Origin of the sequence: Companilactobacillus metriopterae (assembly GCF_002762335.1) — a bacterium.
Classification (GTDB): Bacteria; Bacillota; Bacilli; order Lactobacillales; family Lactobacillaceae; genus Companilactobacillus; species Companilactobacillus metriopterae.
In genome coordinates, this window is record NZ_CP024610.1 from 891,415 (window position 1) to 910,016 (window position 18,602).

18 protein-coding genes are annotated in these 18,602 nt (G+C 34.1%); 14 read left to right on the top strand and 4 right to left on the bottom strand.

Annotation, left to right across the window (positions count from 1 at the left end; genetic code table 11):
- Positions 1–3: 3 nt before the first annotated feature.
- Both CS873_RS04380 and recD2 read left to right on the top strand, forming a co-directional pair.
- Positions 4–669: a tetratricopeptide repeat protein gene (locus CS873_RS04380; RefSeq protein ID WP_245823042.1), complete on the top strand. Its 666-nt coding sequence runs from the start codon at positions 4–6 to the stop codon at positions 667–669.
- Positions 662–3,043 (top strand): SF1B family DNA helicase RecD2, encoded by a 2,382-nt coding sequence (gene recD2 / locus CS873_RS04385; RefSeq protein ID WP_099974657.1) that lies wholly within the window; start codon positions 662–664, stop codon positions 3,041–3,043. Before CS873_RS04380 ends, recD2 begins: the two co-directional genes overlap by 8 nt.
- On the opposite strand, the gene CS873_RS04390 is transcribed toward recD2, so the two are convergent.
- The 4 genes from CS873_RS04390 to def all read right to left on the bottom strand — a co-directional run bounded on the left by CS873_RS04390 (position 3,040) and on the right by def (position 6,677).
- Complete coding sequence (locus CS873_RS04390; RefSeq protein WP_099974658.1) at positions 3,040–3,999, bottom strand: diacylglycerol/lipid kinase family protein; 960 nt, start codon at positions 3,997–3,999, stop codon at positions 3,040–3,042. The two genes, recD2 and CS873_RS04390, sit on opposite strands and share 4 nt — an antisense overlap.
- A 66-nt stretch (positions 4,000–4,065) precedes the next feature.
- Positions 4,066–5,757 (bottom strand): ribonuclease J1, encoded by a 1,692-nt coding sequence (gene rnjA / locus CS873_RS04395; RefSeq protein ID WP_099974659.1) that lies wholly within the window; start codon positions 5,755–5,757, stop codon positions 4,066–4,068.
- Between the two features lie 3 nt (positions 5,758–5,760).
- Entirely contained in the window at positions 5,761–5,973 is a 213-nt protein-coding gene (locus CS873_RS04400) for a DNA-directed RNA polymerase subunit epsilon (RefSeq protein ID WP_099974660.1), read from the bottom strand.
- A 137-nt stretch (positions 5,974–6,110) separates the two neighbouring features.
- Complete coding sequence (def, locus tag CS873_RS04405) at positions 6,111–6,677, bottom strand: peptide deformylase (protein ID WP_099974661.1); 567 nt, start codon at positions 6,675–6,677, stop codon at positions 6,111–6,113.
- A gap of 169 nt (positions 6,678–6,846) precedes the next feature.
- Here def and CS873_RS04410 point away from each other — a divergent pair, with 169 nt between their 5' ends.
- The 12 genes from CS873_RS04410 to CS873_RS04465 all read left to right on the top strand — a co-directional run bounded on the left by CS873_RS04410 (position 6,847) and on the right by CS873_RS04465 (position 18,601).
- Complete coding sequence (locus CS873_RS04410; RefSeq protein ID WP_218924897.1) at positions 6,847–7,287, top strand: CidA/LrgA family protein; 441 nt, start codon at positions 6,847–6,849, stop codon at positions 7,285–7,287.
- Positions 7,271–8,017 carry an LrgB family protein gene (locus CS873_RS04415; RefSeq protein ID WP_099974663.1) on the top strand — a complete coding sequence of 249 codons (747 nt, stop codon included), beginning with the start codon at positions 7,271–7,273 and terminating at the stop codon, positions 8,015–8,017. Before CS873_RS04410 ends, CS873_RS04415 begins: the two co-directional genes overlap by 17 nt.
- A gap of 18 nt (positions 8,018–8,035) precedes the next feature.
- Positions 8,036–9,028 (top strand): D-2-hydroxyacid dehydrogenase, encoded by a 993-nt coding sequence (locus CS873_RS04420; RefSeq protein WP_099974664.1) that lies wholly within the window; start codon positions 8,036–8,038, stop codon positions 9,026–9,028.
- 154 nt (positions 9,029–9,182) lie between these two features.
- Complete coding sequence (gene pdhA / locus CS873_RS04425; protein WP_099974665.1) at positions 9,183–10,283, top strand: pyruvate dehydrogenase (acetyl-transferring) E1 component subunit alpha; 1,101 nt, start codon at positions 9,183–9,185, stop codon at positions 10,281–10,283.
- 2 nt (positions 10,284–10,285) lie between these two features.
- Positions 10,286–11,263, top strand: a complete 978-nt coding sequence (locus CS873_RS04430) for an alpha-ketoacid dehydrogenase subunit beta (RefSeq protein WP_099974666.1) — start codon at positions 10,286–10,288, stop codon at positions 11,261–11,263.
- Between the two features lie 32 nt (positions 11,264–11,295).
- Positions 11,296–12,585, top strand: coding sequence for a 2-oxo acid dehydrogenase subunit E2 (locus CS873_RS04435; RefSeq protein ID WP_099974667.1), 1,290 nt, complete (start codon positions 11,296–11,298; stop codon positions 12,583–12,585).
- A gap of 7 nt (positions 12,586–12,592) precedes the next feature.
- The gene (lpdA, locus tag CS873_RS04440) at positions 12,593–14,020 is read left to right on the top strand and encodes a dihydrolipoyl dehydrogenase (RefSeq protein ID WP_099974668.1); all 1,428 of its coding nucleotides are present in this window, start codon (positions 12,593–12,595) and stop codon (positions 14,018–14,020) included.
- A gap of 70 nt (positions 14,021–14,090) precedes the next feature.
- Entirely contained in the window at positions 14,091–14,369 is a 279-nt protein-coding gene (locus CS873_RS04445) for a UPF0223 family protein (protein ID WP_099974669.1), read from the top strand.
- On the top strand, positions 14,369–15,151 hold the full coding sequence (locus CS873_RS04450; protein WP_099974670.1) for an inositol monophosphatase family protein: 783 nt from the start codon (positions 14,369–14,371) through the stop codon (positions 15,149–15,151). Before CS873_RS04445 ends, CS873_RS04450 begins: the two co-directional genes overlap by 1 nt.
- 64 nt (positions 15,152–15,215) lie before the next feature.
- Positions 15,216–17,057 carry a translational GTPase TypA gene (typA, locus tag CS873_RS04455; protein ID WP_099974671.1) on the top strand — a complete coding sequence of 614 codons (1,842 nt, stop codon included), beginning with the start codon at positions 15,216–15,218 and terminating at the stop codon, positions 17,055–17,057.
- Between the two features lie 102 nt (positions 17,058–17,159).
- Positions 17,160–18,326 (top strand): FtsW/RodA/SpoVE family cell cycle protein, encoded by a 1,167-nt coding sequence (locus tag CS873_RS04460; RefSeq protein ID WP_099974672.1) that lies wholly within the window; start codon positions 17,160–17,162, stop codon positions 18,324–18,326.
- 8 nt (positions 18,327–18,334) lie between these two features.
- Positions 18,335–18,601, top strand: coding sequence for a DUF2129 domain-containing protein (locus CS873_RS04465; RefSeq protein ID WP_099974673.1), 267 nt, complete (start codon positions 18,335–18,337; stop codon positions 18,599–18,601).
- The last annotated feature ends 1 nt before the right edge of the window (position 18,602 follow it).

Consider the following 18,602-nt stretch of genomic DNA (forward strand, 5'->3'; position numbering starts at 1 on the left):
TTTATGATGAATAAAGAAGCAGAACGCCTTTTTCAAAATGATGATAAAGAAAAGGCAGTTCATCTGTTAGTTGAAAGTTTGAATGAGAATTATAATCAATTAGATTTAATCTTACAGTTGTCATCTTACCTAGTGGAGCTTGGTGACGTTGAGCAAGCTGAGGAATTATTGACGAAGGGTTTATCTATATACGAAGATGATTCTAACTTACTCTATAATTTAGGGAATGTTTACTTTACTGCTGGTAAATATGAAAAAGCATCTGAGATCTTTCAAAAATTAATTAACAGTGATTTTGGATTCGAAGCATTTTATATGATATCTAAAACACTTGATGAAATGGACAACACTCAGATGGCTACAGTTTACGCGCTGACGGCACAAGAAATGCAACCTGATGATTTATTAGTTAACGAACTATTGGCTTCTATTTTAATGAAAAGCAGTAATTTTGAAGAAGCAAAACAATATTATCAAAAGGCTCTTAAAATTAAAGAAAAATCTGCAGATTATTTTAATTTGGCAATTTGTCAGATGAATATAGGTGAAGAATTCAACAATAGTTTGAAGAAGTCACGTGAACTAGATGCAGATTATTTTGACAAACAAGAAAAGAAATTAGCCAATATTCAAAATTATTTAAAGGAAACTGAAGGAAAACATGAGTGAAGATGAACAATTTTTTGTAGGGATCGTCAAAGCAATTTTTTATGAGAACCCTGATAATATGTTCAAAATTTTCACGATCGATATCAAAGAAACTAATACCGATTGGACTGCTACAGATATTGTAGTTACTGGAAGCTTTGGAAATATTGTTGAAGAAGAGGAATATCGTTTTACTGGTCAAATGGTTGATCATCCTAAATACGGTAAGCAATTTCAGGCAAAAACATATAAAAGAAGTCGTCCAAATGGTAGAAAAGGTTTGATCAATTTTTTCTCTAGTGAAGAGTTTCCAGGTATAGGAAAGAAAAAAGCTGAAAAAATTGTTGATGAACTTGGCGAAAATGCAATTGATAAAATTTTGAATGATCCTAATTCGCTAGACTTTTTGGATGTTAAAGAAGATAAAAAAGATTTTATAATTGATCAAATCAAGAAAAATCATCAGACTGAACAAATATTATTTCAACTGAATAATTACGGTTTTGGTAATGTTTTAAGTACGAGAATTTTTCAAAAATATGGGCCTAAAACAAATCAAATAATAACTGAAAATCCTTATCAATTAGTATTGGATATAAAGGGTATTGGGTTTCAAAAAGCTGATGAATTAGCTAAAAAATTAAATATTGAAGATGATGATCCTCGTAGAGTGAAAGGCGCTATTATCCAAATAATGGCTCAAGTTGGTAATTCAACAGGGGATACCTATCTTCTAATAAATGATTTGAAACAGATGGCACAAAACATCTTAGCTAACGCGCAAAATTTATCTGAAATGAAACAAAAAATTGACGATGCAATTACTGAATTAGTAAATGAAACTGTTTTGATTGTGGAAGATGACAGGGTATTTCAAGAAAATTTATATAATGCGGAATGGTCAATAGTAGAAACATTGAAGATGATCAATGGTTCTTTCAAAGGAGTTTCTTGGAAAGATAAAGATTTTCAAACAGAAATTACTGAAGTACAGGATAATTTCAAAGTAAAATATGATGATTCACAGTTAGAAGCAATTGAACAATCTCTAAAAAGTCCAATTTTCATTCTAACCGGTGGTCCAGGAACAGGGAAAACTACCATAATTAATGGAATAGTTGCCACGTATTCTAAATTAAATGATGAAACGCTGGATCCTTCTTCTGACAAATATTCTATAGCCTTAGCTGCTCCTACAGGAAGAGCTGCTAAAAAACTGACTGAATCTACAGGGTTACCAGCAATGACAATTCATAGATTGCTAGGATTAACCGGAACTGCAGACGATGAATTTGCAGAACCTTCACTTGATTGCAAATTATTAATCATAGACGAAATGTCCATGGTTGATACATTATTATTTAAAACTTTAATTCATGCAGTTCAGCCAGGTACACAAGTGGTTTTGGTAGGGGATATGGATCAGCTGCCTTCTGTTGGAGCTGGTCAAGTATTCACAGACCTTATTGATAGTAACGGCTTTAAGACCACAAGATTAGAGAACATTCACCGTCAAAATGATGATTCAACAATTATTGAACTTGCTCACGAAATAAATGTTGGTAAGGTGTCTGAAGATATATTTGCTAATCAATCTGATAGATCATTTATTGATTGTAATAGTAGAGATATTCCTGAAGTTGTTTCGCAGATAATTAAACGATCATCTGATCGAGGATTTGATACCACTGATGTGCAGATTTTGGCTCCAATGTATCGTGGTAATGCTGGAATTGATAACTTGAACGAAACAATTCAAAACGTCTTAAATCCTTTAACACCCAAGAAAAAAGAAGTCAAAATGGGTAATATTAACTACAGAATAGGTGACAAAGTTGTTTATTTAGTTAATACTCCTGATGAAAATGTGTTCAACGGTGAAATAGGTGAGATAAAAGGAATTATTCTTGCTAAAGAAAATGTAGATAAAGTTGATCAATTAGTAATTGATTTTGATGGAAATGAAATAATTCTATCTCGCAAAGATTGGATAAATATTACGCTAGCTTACTGTACTTCAATTCATAAAGCTCAAGGTTCTGAATTTGAGATGGTAATTTTGCCACTTGTTAATGAAGAAGAGCGAATGTTGAAGAGGAATCTACTTTATACAGCTGTTACACGTGCTAAAAGATTATTAGTTATGGTAGGTAATCGTAGTGCATTTGAACGAGCAATTGTTGATCAATCTGCTCGTAGAAATACAGCGTTATTAGATAAAATAATAGAAGTATTTAAACTATCCAAAAAATCAAAAACTCAAAAAGAAACACCTGAAATAAAATCAACAGAACTTACTGTAGAAATGGTAATGTCACAATCGATTGATCCTATGATTGGAATGGAAGATATTACACCATATGATTTTCAAAAAAAAAGAAGCCTAAATATTTAGGCTTCTTTTTTGATAGGTATCCAGAAATGGTGTGAGCTAACTTCAAACTTTAAATCAAAATTTTTATTACCAAGTTCTTCTCCATCCATTTGTCCGTATTGTTTTTGATTATTTTTGAGTGTAAAAGTGTTTTCTTGCAATAACCAGACATTTTCATCATCAAGGTGAGAACCGTTAGTTAGGAGTTTTCTAAATAATCTAACAAAAGTTAATCCAGAAATCTTATTAACAACTACTAAATCTAATTTTTGATCAAAAGGAGAGGCTTTGGGATCAATTGCAATGCCTCCTCCAAAATAAGGATGATTTGTAGCTGTTACTATATAAGCGTTGTTGAACTCGATATCATTGTTATTAGAATCCTTGACTACGATAGAGAACCCCTTTTGATTTTTTAAAACTCTGAGTAAACTAGAAACATAAGCTAAACTACCGATGTTTAACCTGTTAAAAAATGATTTTCTTTTGGAGTTGTTTGTATAGAAAACAGTACGAGCATCAAATCCAATACCAATATTATTCAAGAAGTAGTTTACGCTATCTTTAGATGAAGCTTTGCCGATGTCAATCTTTAAAGGCTTATCCATTTTAATAATTTGTTGTAAGGCATCAATAGTATCTAAATTTTTGATTTTAATTCCACGACTAAAATCATTACCAGATCCTGCAGGCAGATAGGCTATAGGGGCTTCAGGATTTTTAGAATTTTTCACGCCATTTAGAACTTGATTTAAAGTCCCATCGCCACCTAGTACTAATATTTTTTTATTATCAGTTAATGAATTGGCTAATTTAGTTGCAATTTTCCTAGCACCGAATTTTTTATCGGTAAGGTGCACGTTGTAATCAACTTTTTCATCCTCTAGATAATCTTTTGCTTTTTTCCAATTTTTAATTGATTGGCCATTTCCAGCATGTTTATTTAATATTATTTCTAATGTAATTGAATTATTCATATTACAATTATATCCTTAGAAAACAAAAAAGACAGATTAAATTTAATCTGTCTTTTTTTATTATATTTAAATTGAAGCTGAAATTATCATAGGTAAAATTACAGGATTTCTAGCTGTTCGTTTGTATAGGAAGTCTTGCAAATTATCAATTATTAATTTCTTTAGTTCAGCTTCTGTTACTTTGTCGTCTTCTTTATCAAAGGCATTCTTGATAACATGGAATACTCGTTTTTGTGCCTGATTAATCAATTCACCGGATTCTCTCATATAGACGAAACCACGAGATAGTATATCAGGACCAGCAAGAACAATTTTTTTCTTGTAATCAATAGTTGCAACAACAACAACCATACCTTCTTCAGAAAGCAATCTTCTATCATGGATGACAACGTTGCCGATATCACCAATACCTTTACCGTCAACATAAACGTCACCAGCAGGGAAATGTCCAGCACGTCTAGCAGTCTCAGAAGTAAGAGCCAGTACATCACCGTTTTTCATTACAAATGAATTTTCCATTGGAACATCACACATTTCAGCAAGTTCAGTGTGTAGTTTAAGCATTCTGTATTCACCGTGGACAGGAACAAAGAATTTAGGCTTCATAAGTCTAAGCATCAATTCTTGTTCAGTTTGACCACCATGACCAGATGCGTGAATGTTATTTACTTTACCGTGAATAACTTCTGCACCAGCTTCAGAAAGGTCGTTGATTAGATGATTTACACTGATAGTATTTCCTGGAATAGGGTTACTTGAAAAAATAACTGTATCTCCAGGTTGGATACTTATCTGACGGTGAGTACCATTTGCAATACGACTAAGAGCAGCAAGTGGTTCACCTTGAGAACCAGTACATAAAATCAATGTTTCGTTTGCGGGTAGAGAATTTAATTCACTAGCATCAACGATCATATCATCAGGGATATTCAAATAACCCAATTCGCGACCGTTCACAATAGCAGTTTCCATACTACGACCAAAGACAGCAATTTTTCTGTTTTGTTCTAAAGCAGCGTCGACAGCTTGAGAAACACGATAAATATTTGAAGCAAAGGTAGCAAATATAATACGACCTTCGATAGTTTCAAATATTTGGTGGATAGTCTTACCAACAGATCTTTCAGACTTAGAGAAAGTTGGTATTTCGGCATTAGTACTATCAGATAATAAACAAAGTACTCCTTCACTACCTAATTTTGCCATTTTTTGAAGATTTGGAGCAGGTAAACCTGCGACGGGTGTTAAATCAAATTTGAAGTCACCTGTAACAACGATAACTCCAGGTTCTGTATGTACTGCAATACCTAATGTATCTGGAATAGAGTGGGTAGTTCTGAAGAAATCAACACTAAGTTCTGGAAATGTAAATTCAGATTCTTCGCTGATTTCTATGATTTTAGTTGTTTTTACTAAACCATGTTCTTCTAATTTACCTTTGATAAGCGCACTAGCAAGTGGACCTGCATAGATTGTAATATTTGGTAATTGTTGAAGTAGGAAAGGAATACCACCAATGTGATCTTCGTGACCGTGAGTAATAAATAATCCTTTGATTTTTTCTTGGTTTTCTATTAAATAACTGTAATCAGAAATTACGTAGTCAATACCTAGAAGGTCATCTTCAGGGAATTTAATACCTGCATCTACCACCACAATCTCGTCGTGGTATTCAATTCCATACATATTTTTACCGATTTCGCCAAGGCCCCCAATGGCAAAAACAGCAACTTCGTTATCTTTAACGTTAACTGACATTAATTAAAACTCCGTCAACTTGAAATTAGGGCTATTTTTCTCATATTCAAGGTGTTTTTCATCAAGTGCTTGAATATATTCAATGTTGTATTCTGTGTTATTTTCAACTTGTTCTCTAACGTTGATGCTTGAGTCGCTTTCAACGTAGATTGCTTCTGTGTATTCGCGACGGGGGTTATCTTGTTCGCTTTCGTGATATAGGACTTTATAAATCAATATGATATCTCCTCAGTATTTTATTAAAATTTGTACTTTATATTTAATGCTTCCAAAACATTAATTAGTGTGCAATACAGATATTGGTATTTTAACATATTTCATATATATAGTATACAAATCAAAATTTGTGGTTTTTAAGAAATAAGTAGTGTATCTGGATCGATATCGAATGGATTTTCTTTGTTTATTTTATCGTAATATAAATGTCCATTTAAGTGATCTATTTCATGTTGACAAACAATTGCAGGATATCCCTTTAACTTTAGAGTTTTGTGTTCACCATCTACATTGTCATATTCAATTGTGACCTTGTTAGAACGAGGAACGTAACCGGGTATATCTTTTGGAACACTTAGGCAACCTTCACCTTCAGAGAGGGCGACTTTTTGTACAGAACTACGAGTAATTACAGGATTAATAAGCACATCTTTTAAAATGTACTCTTCATCACTTTCTTCGTCATCATTAGGGATCAAGACAGCTGTCATCATTTTTGATTGACCTACTTGTGGAGCAGCTAGTCCAACGCCGGCACGTAACTGATATTTTTCAGCAATTTCTTCATCTTGACTATTGATAAGATATTCCATCATTTTTTCAGCAAGTTTTTTATCATCATCACTTAATGGAAGGGTAACTTTTTCCCCAACTTTTCTTAGGATAGGGTCTCCATCTTTGACAATATCTTTCATTAAATACATTTTTTGCCTCCAGATTTTTATAAGTAACTATATTATAGAATAAATTGCACATAAATATCATAAAAAAGTATTTATAAGTCCATATAAGTATATATTTTACATATTTTTTTGCCTGTGTTAGAGTTTCATTGTATAAGTGAATACGTTTTCATAAAGATGGGAGAATATGATGAAAAATGAGAAAGAAAGCCCTAATGTTGAGGCGAAAAAAGAACCATCCAATATATTGATTCAAATATTTATTTATAGTGGAATATTATTTTTATCAAATATTTTGTCACACTTTATGCCTGCTTCGTTCCCAGTACCAGTTCCAGTATGGGGACTAATAATACTTTATGTGTTATTAACAACAAATGTTATAAAGCTGCATCAAGTGGAGCAGACTTCTAAATTTTTGATTGGAATAATGGGATTCCTATTTGTTCCATCAGGTATCCAGATGTATAAGAGTTTAGATCTTTTAGCAAATGATGGTGTGAAATTAATGATTGCTATTATTATTTCCACAATTGTTTTACTTATTGTTATAGCTTTTACAGCTAGAATTTTAATTGCCATAGGTAAGAAAATTCGTAAGGAGGATAGTAACGATGGAGTATCTGAATAATATGTTCTTCGGAATTTTTCTAACGGTTATTGTTTACTTAATTGGACAATATTTGTTCAAAAAAACTAATAACTTTTTCTTATTCCAACCTCTATTTGTAGGTATGGTTTTAGGAATTGCAGTACTTGTTTTAATCCAACAAGTAACTGGTGCAACTTCTGATGCTGTGTTTAGTGCATATTGGAATGGTGGTAAGGAGAACATGATAGGTGCTAACTTACTGTTCTGGTTCTTATCACCAGCTACAATTGCTTTTGCTGTTCCTTTATATAAGAGAAATGACATTGTTAAGAAATACTGGGTAGAAATTCTGTTATCTTTGATAATTGGATTATTTATTTCATTAACAATAATTTACTTTGTATGTATAGCACTAGGTCTTCCTAAAAATGAAATTGCATCATTGTTGCCACAATCAGCAACAACCGCAATTGCTCTACCACTTTCAGAAAGTATTGGTGGAGTGCCAGCAATTACAGCTATGACAGTAATTTTAAACGCTGTTATTGTAATGGCTTTAGGAGATCAAATAATCAAATTGTTCAGACTAGGATCAGATCCAATTGGTGTTGGATTAGGACTAGGATCATCTGGTCATACAATGGGATCAGTTAAAGCTGTAGAGCTTGGTTCTATTCAAGGAGCTATGGCTTCAATTGCTGTTGTAATCGTTGGTGTAGCAACTAATTTGGTTGTTCCTATTTTTGCTAATCTTGTTGGACTTAAATGATATGGGAGGTAATTTACTATGAAATTAATTGATTATGGAGTTCGTGATGATGAGCGTCCTTATATAGAAGAGTGGTCAAAAGAAAATCAAATAGAAGTCAAAATTATTTCAGATTTACTAACAAAAGATACTATCGAATTAGCCGACGGTTACGATGGAGTTGTTGCATTTCAACAGTTACCATACGATCCAGAGATTTTTGATCGAATGAATGATTTTGGAATTAAGGTTATATCACTTAGAAATGTTGGTGTTGACAACGTTCCTTTTGATTCATTGAAGAAAAATAATATTAAACTTACTAACGTACCTAGTTACTCACCAACTGCAATTGCAGAATATTCAGTAACAGGATTGATGATGTTATTGCGTCAGATGAAGCAAGTTATCAGAAAAGTTGATAAACATGATTTGAGATGGGCACCTGATATTGGTAGAGAATTGAATGGTCTTACAGTAGGAGTTGCAGGAACGGGTAGAATCGGGCATGCAGCAATTAAAATCTATCAAGGATTTGGCTGTAAAGTTATTGCATATGATAAATATCGTAATCCAGATTTAGATCAATCAATGTATGTTGATACATTAGATGAACTATTAAAACAATCTGATGTTGTAACTTTGCATCTTCCAAGCTTGGGCAAAGGTCATACAGTTATTAATAAAGAAACAATATCTGAAATGAAAGACGATGCAATTGTAATAAATACTGGTCGTGGAGATTTGATCAATACACAGGACTTATACGATGCAGTAGAGTCAGGTAAACTGTACGGTGCAGTTATGGATGTTTATGAAAATGAAGTAGGTATTTTCAATACAGATAGAACAGGACAAGATTTACCGGACAAACTTTTGGAAAAAATTATCAATAATCCAAAATTCATTCTATCTCCTCATATTGCCTTCTATACAACCAGAGCAGTCAAGAATATGGCGACAATTTCATTGAATTCTATGCTTGAAGAATTAAAAGACGGTAAGTCACAAAATGAAATTGACCTAGGATAATGACAAATTATTCACAAATTGTTGTAAATTTTTCTTAGAAACAATAAGTTTTCATCTTGTGTTTTCACAAAAGAATGATAAAATTATTAATGTGAAAGCCCTTACAATTTTAGTTTGTTTTAGATGTTACTAATAGAAAGGATAGTGTAAAAAAATGGCACAAAAACCAATAGTTGATTTCGGAGCAATTAAGAACGGTTTAGATGAAGTAAAGAAACCAGTTCAAGTTTTGGATGAAAATTCAAAAGTTATAGATAAAGAAATTTTTGATTCTTTCTCTGATGACGAATTATTAAACTTTATGGGGAAGATGGTTTGGGAGCGTGCATTGCACGATCAAACAATGAACTTCTCTCGTCAAGGACGTATGGGATTCTATGCTCCTACATCTGGTGAAGAAGCGTCAGAAATGGGTACAGTACTGGCAATGGAAAATAATGATTATCTATTACCAGCTTATCGTGATGTTCCTCAATTAATCCAACATGGAGCTACTGTTACAGAAGCATACCTATGGTCTAGAGGTCATGTTGTCGGTAATAAATTTAAGGCAAGATCAATGATGCCTCAAATCATTATCGGTGCTGCTTATGTAGAAACAGCTGGTGTTGCTATGGGTCTTAAGAAGAATAATGAAGATGCTATAGCATTCACATATACAGGTGATGGTGGTACTTCACAAGGTGATAGTTATGAAGGTATGAACTTTGCAGGTGCATTCCAACTTCCAGCATTGTTTATTGTTCAAAATAATGGATTTGCCATTTCAACTCCTCGTAACAAGCAAACTGCTGCTAAGACACTTGCTCAAAAAGCCGTAGCTGCAGGTATTCCAAGTATTCAAGTTGATGGTATGGACGTACTAGCTTGCTATGCTGTAGCCAAAGCTGCACGTGAATATATTCTTGCTGGAAATGGTCCAGTTATGATTGAAACATTAACATATCGTTATGGTGCTCACTCAAGTGCTGGGGATGATCCTAAACGTTACAGAACTAAGGAAGATGAAGAAGTATGGATTAAGAAAGATCCACTTGTTCGTTTGAGAAAAGTTCTTGAAGACAAAGGACTTTGGAGCGAAGAAAAAGAAGATCAAATGGTTGAAGACTACAAAGCTTCATTCAAAGATGCAATCAAAGAAGCAGATGCAGTTCCTGCAGATAAGGTTTCAGATATGCTACAACGTACATTTGAAATCCCAACTCCAGAAGTTAAGAAACAAATCGAAATATTCAAGGCAAAGGAGTCTAAATAACAATGGCTAAAAAAACATATATTCAAGCAATTACAGATGCTCTTGATATTGTTCTAGAAGACGATCCTAAAACACTTGTTTTTGGTGAAGATGTTGGTAAAAACGGTGGTGTTTTCAGAACAACTCAAGGTCTACAAGACAAATATGGTGAAGATCGTGTATTTGATACACCATTGGCTGAATCTGGAATCATTGGACTTGCTACAGGTCTTGGCTTAACAGGTTGGCGACCAATTCCAGAAATTCAATTTATGGGATTTTCATTTGAAGCTGTTGATCAAATCGTTGGACAACTTGCAAGAATGAGATTTAGATTTGATGGAGAAAAAACAGCTCCAGTAGTTATTCGTACACCTTATGGTGGAGGAACACATACAGCTGAAATGCATGCTGATAACTTGGAAAATTATTTCACAGGTACACCAGGATTACGTGTTGTAATGCCAAGTAATCCTTATGATGCAAAGGGACTACTAATTTCTGCGGTAGAAAATAATGATCCAGTTCTATTTATGGAAAACTTAAAATTATATCGTTCAATGAAAGATGATATTCCTGATACAAAATATACTGTTCCTTTAGATAAAGCTAATGTTGTTCGTGAAGGAACAGATATCACTGTTGTCGCATACGGAGCTGAAGTAAATGAAGCTCTTAAGGTTGCTGACAAATTAGCAGAGAAGAATGTTTCTGTTGAAGTTGTTGATCTAAGAACAGTTTCACCAATTGATACAGGTACAATTTTCAAATCAATTGAAAAAACACATAAAGTTGTTATTGTACAAGAAGCTCAAAAAATGGCTGGTGTAGGTGCAACAGTTGCCTCAGCAATTTCTGAAAATGCAATTATGTCACTTGACGCTCCAATCGGAAGAGTAGCCGCACCAGATTCAGTATATCCATTCGCTTTAGGTGAAGATATTTGGATTCCAGGAGCAGACGAAATTGAAGAAAAAATTAACGAAATTCTTGGCTACTAAACAATAGGCTATAGAAAGAAAGGGATCTTATAATGGCATATAAATTCAAACTACCTGAACTTGGAGAAGGTATGCACGAAGGTGAAATTGCTAGTTGGCTTGTTAAAGAAGGCGACACAGTTAAAGAAGACGATTCAATTGTTGAAATCCAAAATGATAAGTCAGTTGAAGAATTACCTACACCTGTTTCAGGTACAGTAAAACAAATTGTTGCACAAGAAGGCGAAACAGTAGAAATTGGTCAAACATTGATTGTTATTGATGATGGATCAGCAGACGATGTCGATGATGAAGAAGTCGCAGCACCTGCTGCTAAAACAGAAGCACCAGCTAGTCCAGCAGCTCAAGCACCTACAGCAGCACCTGCTGTACTCGCACAATCAATAGGTTCAGCAACAACAAACTATTTGGCTATGCCATCAGTACGTAAATATGCTCGTGATAAGGGCGTAGACCTATCACAAGTAACACCTTCTGGTAAACATGGACAAATTACTAAAGCAGACGTTGATTCATTCGATGGTACTGTGGCACCTGTGGCTGCAGCTAATACAGCTCAACCTGCAGCTGCTCCAGCAGAACCTGCATCAGTAACACCTTACAAGTCTTCAACTCCAGAAATGGAAACAAGAGAGCCACTAAGTCTTACTAGAAAAGCTATCGCTAAGGCAATGGTTAATAGTAAACATACAGCTCCTCACGTAACTAGTTTTGATGAAGTCGAAGTTAGTGCTCTTATGGCTAACCGTAAGAAGTATAAGGAAGTTGCAGCAGAACAAGATATCAAGCTAACATTCTTACCATATATTGCCAAAGCTCTTGTTGCAGTATTGAAAGCATATCCTGAATTGAATGCATCAATTGATGACGCAGCTCAAGAAATTGTATATAAACACTATTACAATATTGGTATTGCTACTAATACTGAACATGGACTTTATGTTCCAAATATTAAGAATGTTGATTCTAAAGGTATGTTCCAAATTGCTAAGGAAATATCTGAGAATACTCAAGCTGCTTATGATAACAAAGTATCATCTGACATGATGACAGGTGGTTCCATCACGATCAGTAATGTTGGTTCTATCGGTGGTGGATGGTTCACACCAGTTATAAATCATCCGGAAGTTGCTATTTTGGGTGTTGGTAAAATAGCTAAAGAACCATACGTTGATGAAGAAGGAAACATTCAAGTAGGTAACATGTTGAAACTTTCATTGAGTTATGATCACCGACTAATTGATGGAGCATTAGCTCAAAATGCACTAAATCTATTGAAGAAATTATTACATGATCCTGACATGTTACTAATGGAGGGCTAATTTTAAAATGGCTGAAAATATTGTAGAAAAAGATACAGTTATCATTGGATCTGGACCTGGTGGATATGTTGCAGCAATTCGTGCAGCTGAATTGGGTCAAGATGTGACTGTTATTGAAAAAGAACCCACATTAGGTGGAGTTTGTTTGAACGTTGGTTGTGTACCTTCTAAAGCACTGATTACAGCAGGACACCGTTTACAAGAATCTATAGATTCATCAGTTTATGGTATTACTACAGCAGATGCAAAAATCGACTTTACAAAAACTCAAGCATGGAAAGATGAAAAAGTTGTTAAACGTATGACTGATGGAGTTAACATGCTTTTTAAGAAACACAAAGTTGAAGTAATTCAAGGTGAAGCATACCTTGATAGTGATACACAATTACGTGTTATGCCTAGTGGACCTCGTCAATTCATGGATAATGGTGGAGGTCAAACTATTAAGTTTAAAAACTTAATTTTGGCAACTGGTAGTCGTCCAATTGAAATACGTGGATTTAAATTCAACGAGCGTATTATCGATTCAACAGGTGGTTTAAACTTAACATCAATTCCAAAGGAATTTGTTATTATTGGTGGAGGTTATGTTGGTACAGAATTAGCTGGAGCTTATGCTAATCTAGGATCACATGTAACTATCCTTGAAGGTTCACCAAGTATTATTCCTAACTTTGAAAAAGATATGGTAAGTATTGTTGAAAAGAACCTTAAAGCTAAAGGTGTAACAATTGTTACAAATGCTATGGCTAAAAAAGGTGAAGAATCAGCAGATGGTGTTATGGTCACTTATGAAGTTGACGGAAAACCTGAAACAATCGATGCAGATTATTGTATGGTTACAGTTGGACGTCGTCCTAATACAGATAATTTTGGATTAGAAATGACTTCTGTTAAATTGTCAGATCATGGTCTTGTAGAAATTGATTCACAAGGTCGTACATCCGTTCCTAACATCTATGCTATTGGTGATATTACTGCAGGTCCTGCTCTTGCACACAAAGCTTCATTTGAGGCTAAAACAGTTGCTGGAGCAATATCTGGTGAAAATACTGCCAATGATTATATTGGAGTTCCTGCTGTTTGTTTTACAGATCCAGAATTAGCTGTTGTCGGATTAACAAAAGATGAAGCTAAAGAAAAAGGTATCGAAACAACAGTTGCTAAGTTCCCATTTGCTGCTAATGCACGTGCAGTTTCTCTAGATTCAGCTGAAGGATTTGTTCGTTTGGTTGCTGATAAGGAAACTGGAACACTTCTTGGTGGACAAATTGTTGGACCTGGTGCAAGTGACTTGATTTCAGAACTTAGTGTGGCAGTTAATTGCCAATTAAACTATGAAGATATTGAGTTAACAATTCATCCACATCCAACTCTTGGAGAAACAATCATGGAAGCTTCAGATATTCTATCTGGATTCCCAACAGATATTTAATATTAAAAAGCAATGCAAATGCATTGCTTTTTTTGTATAGTAAAGAGAAGCAAATAAAGAGGTTAAAACTATGCAAGAAAATTATAATTACCCGTTAGATCCTGAATGGAGCCATAGTGAGATAGCAGAAATCATTTCATTTTATAATGCTGTGGAATTAGCTAATGAATCCGGGATAAATAGGGATGATTTCTTAGAAAAATACAGACTGTTTCAAAAAATTGTTCCTATGAAGATGGATCAAAAGAATATTGATAGTGAATTTGAACTACAATCATGTTATTCAATCTACCGAACTTTTAAGGCGATTAGTTCTTTCGATGGAAAGGGTAAATTTAGGATGAAATAATGAATAAAAAAGAAATTGATGATTTTTTAGTCCAAACATTAGATGTTGTTGGTAAAAATTTACGTGAAACGATTAATAACCAAAAAGAAGTTGATACTAAAAATGGTCGTAATGATTTAGTGACTAACTACGACAAAAACACAGAAAAATATATTGTTAGTCAAATAAAAGAACATTATCCAGAATCACAAATCATCAGTGAAGAGGGTTTTGGTGATGCTCCTAAAAATATGGATGGCTTAGTTTTTCTAGTAGATCCTATTGACGGAACTATGAATTACGTAAAACGCAAGTCAGATTTTGCTTCGATGATAGGTGTTTATTTGGATGGAGAACCTTATGTTGGTGCCATTATTGACGTTATGAATAACAATATTTTTCATGGTGGAAAAGGTATTGGTGTAAGAAAAAACACTGAATTGTTAGAAAACCCTGAGGATAAGCATTTATCTGATGGCTTGGTTAATTTAGCATCTTGGTTAGTTTTGTCTAATTCATACAATGCAATTGAAATAGTTAAAAAAAGTAATGGATTAAGAATATACGGAAGTGCAGGGATTATTTTTTCACATATCCTTGAGGGAAAAGAAATTGTGTATATGTCAAGACTGGCTCCTTGGGATCTTGCAGCAGGGCGAGTACTAATAGAAACACTTGGAATGAGTGTTTGCCGTGTTGACGAAGCACCTCTAAATATGCTAAAATCACAAGTCGTAATAGTTAGTACTTCAAATGCAAAAAATGAGGTGCTAGATACAGTTAAGAGTGCGAAAAAACTGTGATTATGTCACAGCTTTTTTATTGCTTTGAACAATTTTTAGTTCAGATACGGAAGGAAGAAAAATTTTGACAAAAACTAGAGATGATATTAGAAATATCGCTATTATTGCCCACGTTGACCACGGTAAAACTACACTAGTTAACGAATTACTAAAACAATCAGATACACTAGAATCACATTTTGAAATTCAAGATAGAGCTCTTGATTCAAATGATATTGAAAAGGAACGTGGTATTACAATTCTTTCAAAGAATACTGCTGTTCAATATAAAGATACAAAAATTAATATTCTAGATACACCAGGACATGCTGACTTCGGTGGAGAAGTTGAACGTATTATGCGAATGGTTGATGGTGTGCTATTAGTTGTTGATGCTTATGAAGGAACAATGCCACAAACACGTTTTGTTCTTAAGAAAGCTCTAGAACAACATTTAACACCTATCGTTGTTATCAATAAAATTGATAGACCAGGTGCTAGACCAGCTGAAGTTGTTGATGAAGTCTTGGAACTATTCATCGAACTAGGAGCTGATGAAGATCAACTAGAATTCCCAGTTGTATACGCATCAGCAATCAATGGTACTTCAAGTATGAGCGATGATCCTGAAGATCAAGAACATACTATGAAACCAGTATTTGATACTATTATTGATACAATTCCTGCACCAATTGACAACTCTGATGAACCATTGCAATTCCAAGTTGCTATGCTTGATTATAATGATTTTCTTGGTCGTATTGGTATTGGACGTATTTTCCGTGGAAAGATCAAAGTTGGTGATAGTGTTTCTGTTATCAAACTTGATGGATCAGCTAAAAACTTCCGTGTAACTAAGATTTATGGTTTCTTTGGACTTCAAAAAGAAGAGGTCGATGAAGCAAGAGCAGGTGATTTGATTGCCTTGTCAGGTATGGATGATATTTATGTTGGTGAAACAGTAACTCCATCTGATAATCAAGAAGCATTGCCAATTCTACATATTGACGAACCAACACTACAAATGATGTTCTTACAAAATGATTCACCATTTGCTGGTAGAGAAGGTTCAGAAGTTACTGCAAGTAAAATTGACGAACGTCTAAGAAGACAACTACATACAGATGTTTCTCTAAAAGTTGAAGATGGTGAAAAAGCAGGTTCATGGATTGTTTCTGGACGTGGTGAATTGCACCTTTCTATCCTTGTTGAAGAAATGCGTCGTGAAGGATTTGAATTACAACTTTCAAGACCAGAAGTTATTTTCAAAGACGTTGATGGTCAAAAATCAGAACCTTTTGAAGAAGTTATCATCGATACACCTGATGAATATGTTGGATCAATCATTGATTCAATGTCACAAAGAAAAGGTGATATGCAAAACATGGAAAGTACTGGAAATGGTCAAACAAGACTTACATTCTCAGCACCTTCACGTGGTTTGATTGGATATTCAACTGAATTCCTTTCAATGACTGGTGGTTACGGTATCATGAACCATACTTTTGATACATACAAACCAGTAGTTAAAAATTGGGAACCAGGTAGAAGAAACGGTGCTTTAGTTTCTATCAACCAAGGTCCTACAACAACATATAGTTTACAATCTGTTGAAGATCGTGGTGTCCTATTCTTAGGTGCCGGTGTTGATGTATACGAAGGTATGATCGTTGGACAAAGTAGTCGTGATGATGATATTGCCGTTAACGTTACAAAGGGTAAGAAACTTACAAATACCCGTGCATCTGGTAAAGATCACTCTGCTGCAATCAAGACACCTCGTGATTTGTCACTTGAACAATCTATCGAGTTCTTGAATGATGATGAATTGTGTGAAGTAACACCAGAAAGCGTACGTTTACGTAAGAAGATTCTTGGAACAAACGAACGTAAGAAATTCGATAAACAAAAGAAAAATACTAAATAATTTTAAAAAGATCGGTGTATAATAGTACATCGATCTTTTTTTATGCTGAGATTAAATTTCAAGGGTGGTATAATTTGAATATTAGATTCTAGGAGTGGTAAGTTGAGAAAATTTAGTCAAATAGACTGGTGGATAGTTGTTCCATATCTATTACTTTTAGGTATTGGAATAGTAATGGTTTATTCAGCAAGTTTTTATAATATAATGATGGCCGGTGGGACAACTGACTTTTATTTCATAAAACAGCTTATATATGCGGTCATGGGACTTACAATATGTACACTAACTTTTATGATGAAAGCAAAGTTTTTTTGGAGTCAAAGAGTTATCAGCGTACTCATATTTGGAACGATTTTTGCACTGTTATTAGTTTTGATAATTGGGATTATAAAACCTTCAACAAAGGTCAATGGTGCAGCAGCCTGGATTAATCTTGGATTTATGAACTTCCAACCTCTAGAATTAGCCAAGGTTTCTCTAGTTTTATATTTGGCACTTGTCTTAACCAATAAAGAAGATCGTTTGATGGACTCTAGTTGGTCTGGAATATACCAGGAGATGAAGACACCTTTTATTATAGTAATTGCCATTATTGGCCTTGTATTTATTGAACCTGATACCGGTGGTGCTTTGATTCTTTTCATTATTACAGCAATAATACTGGCAACTTCTACTATTCCAGGTAGGATAACAGGTTCATTGACTGTTCTTATAGCAGCAGTATTAGGGTCTGCATTGACATTCCTTTTAACTGTAAAACCATTTGGATTTGGTAAAACATACCAATATCAACGATTTTTAGCAATGCAACATCCATTTAAACTGGAAAGAACATCCGGAGCCCAGTTGTCTAATTCTTATTATGCAATTAGTAATGGTGGATTGTTTGGAGCAGGATTAGGAAATAGTATTCAAAAACGTGGCTATTTACCCGAACCTCAAACTGATTTTATTTTGTCTATAATTAGTGAAGAATTAGGACTTATAGGTGTTGTCTTGGTTCTAGCATTATTACTAATAATCATAATTCGTATTATTAAGATTGGAATCACATCTTCAGAGAATTATGTATCGTTAATTTGTTATGGTATTGCTACAATGTTCTTAACACAGATTGTACTTAACGTAGGTGGATTATTAGGTCTAGTACCACTAACTGGTGTTACTTTACCATTTATAAGTTACGGTGGATCAAGTATGATGATTCTGTCCTTGGCACTCGGGATTGTGCTTAATCTAGATGCAACAGAAAAATTTAGTCGAAAATAGGTGATTAAATGTATCAAAGACCTGAGAGACAAGCCATGTATGTTTGGTTGTACTCAATGAAATGGAAAAAGAGACTTCAAAAGTATGGAACAGTTTATTATGACTCTCCGAAGATGAAGTACGTTCTAATTTATGTAAATAAAGATAAAGCAGCAGAAGTAAAAAATGAGCTACAGAAGCAAAAATTTGTTAGACGGATTGCTATGTCATATCGTCAAGAATTAGATGCACATTTTACTTTTAATGCTGAAGAAAAAGAAGAAAAGGTTGATTAAG

Excerpts from the sequence above, each read along its gene's own strand:
- CS873_RS04450 (WP_099974670.1), top strand. The coding sequence starts at position 14,369 with ATGAATAAAAAAGAAATTGATGATTTTTTAGTCCAAACATTAGATGTT.
- CS873_RS04465 (WP_099974673.1), top strand. The coding sequence starts at position 18,335 with ATGTATCAAAGACCTGAGAGACAAGCCATGTATGTTTGGTTGTACTCA.
- recD2 (WP_099974657.1), top strand. The coding sequence starts at position 662 with ATGAGTGAAGATGAACAATTTTTTGTAGGGATCGTCAAAGCAATTTTT.
- lpdA (WP_099974668.1), top strand. The coding sequence starts at position 12,593 with ATGGCTGAAAATATTGTAGAAAAAGATACAGTTATCATTGGATCTGGA.
- CS873_RS04435 (WP_099974667.1), top strand. The coding sequence starts at position 11,296 with ATGGCATATAAATTCAAACTACCTGAACTTGGAGAAGGTATGCACGAA.
- CS873_RS04415 (WP_099974663.1), top strand. The coding sequence starts at position 7,271 with ATGGAGTATCTGAATAATATGTTCTTCGGAATTTTTCTAACGGTTATT.
- CS873_RS04430 (WP_099974666.1), top strand. The coding sequence starts at position 10,286 with ATGGCTAAAAAAACATATATTCAAGCAATTACAGATGCTCTTGATATT.
- pdhA (WP_099974665.1), top strand. The coding sequence starts at position 9,183 with ATGGCACAAAAACCAATAGTTGATTTCGGAGCAATTAAGAACGGTTTA.
- CS873_RS04410 (WP_218924897.1), top strand. The coding sequence starts at position 6,847 with ATGAAAAATGAGAAAGAAAGCCCTAATGTTGAGGCGAAAAAAGAACCA.
- CS873_RS04420 (WP_099974664.1), top strand. The coding sequence starts at position 8,036 with ATGAAATTAATTGATTATGGAGTTCGTGATGATGAGCGTCCTTATATA.
- rnjA (WP_099974659.1), bottom strand. The coding sequence starts at position 5,757 with ATGTCAGTTAACGTTAAAGATAACGAAGTTGCTGTTTTTGCCATTGGG.
- CS873_RS04380 (WP_245823042.1), top strand. The coding sequence starts at position 4 with ATGATGAATAAAGAAGCAGAACGCCTTTTTCAAAATGATGATAAAGAA.
- CS873_RS04390 (WP_099974658.1), bottom strand. The coding sequence starts at position 3,999 with ATGAATAATTCAATTACATTAGAAATAATATTAAATAAACATGCTGGA.
- CS873_RS04445 (WP_099974669.1), top strand. The coding sequence starts at position 14,091 with ATGCAAGAAAATTATAATTACCCGTTAGATCCTGAATGGAGCCATAGT.
- def (WP_099974661.1), bottom strand. The coding sequence starts at position 6,677 with ATGTATTTAATGAAAGATATTGTCAAAGATGGAGACCCTATCCTAAGA.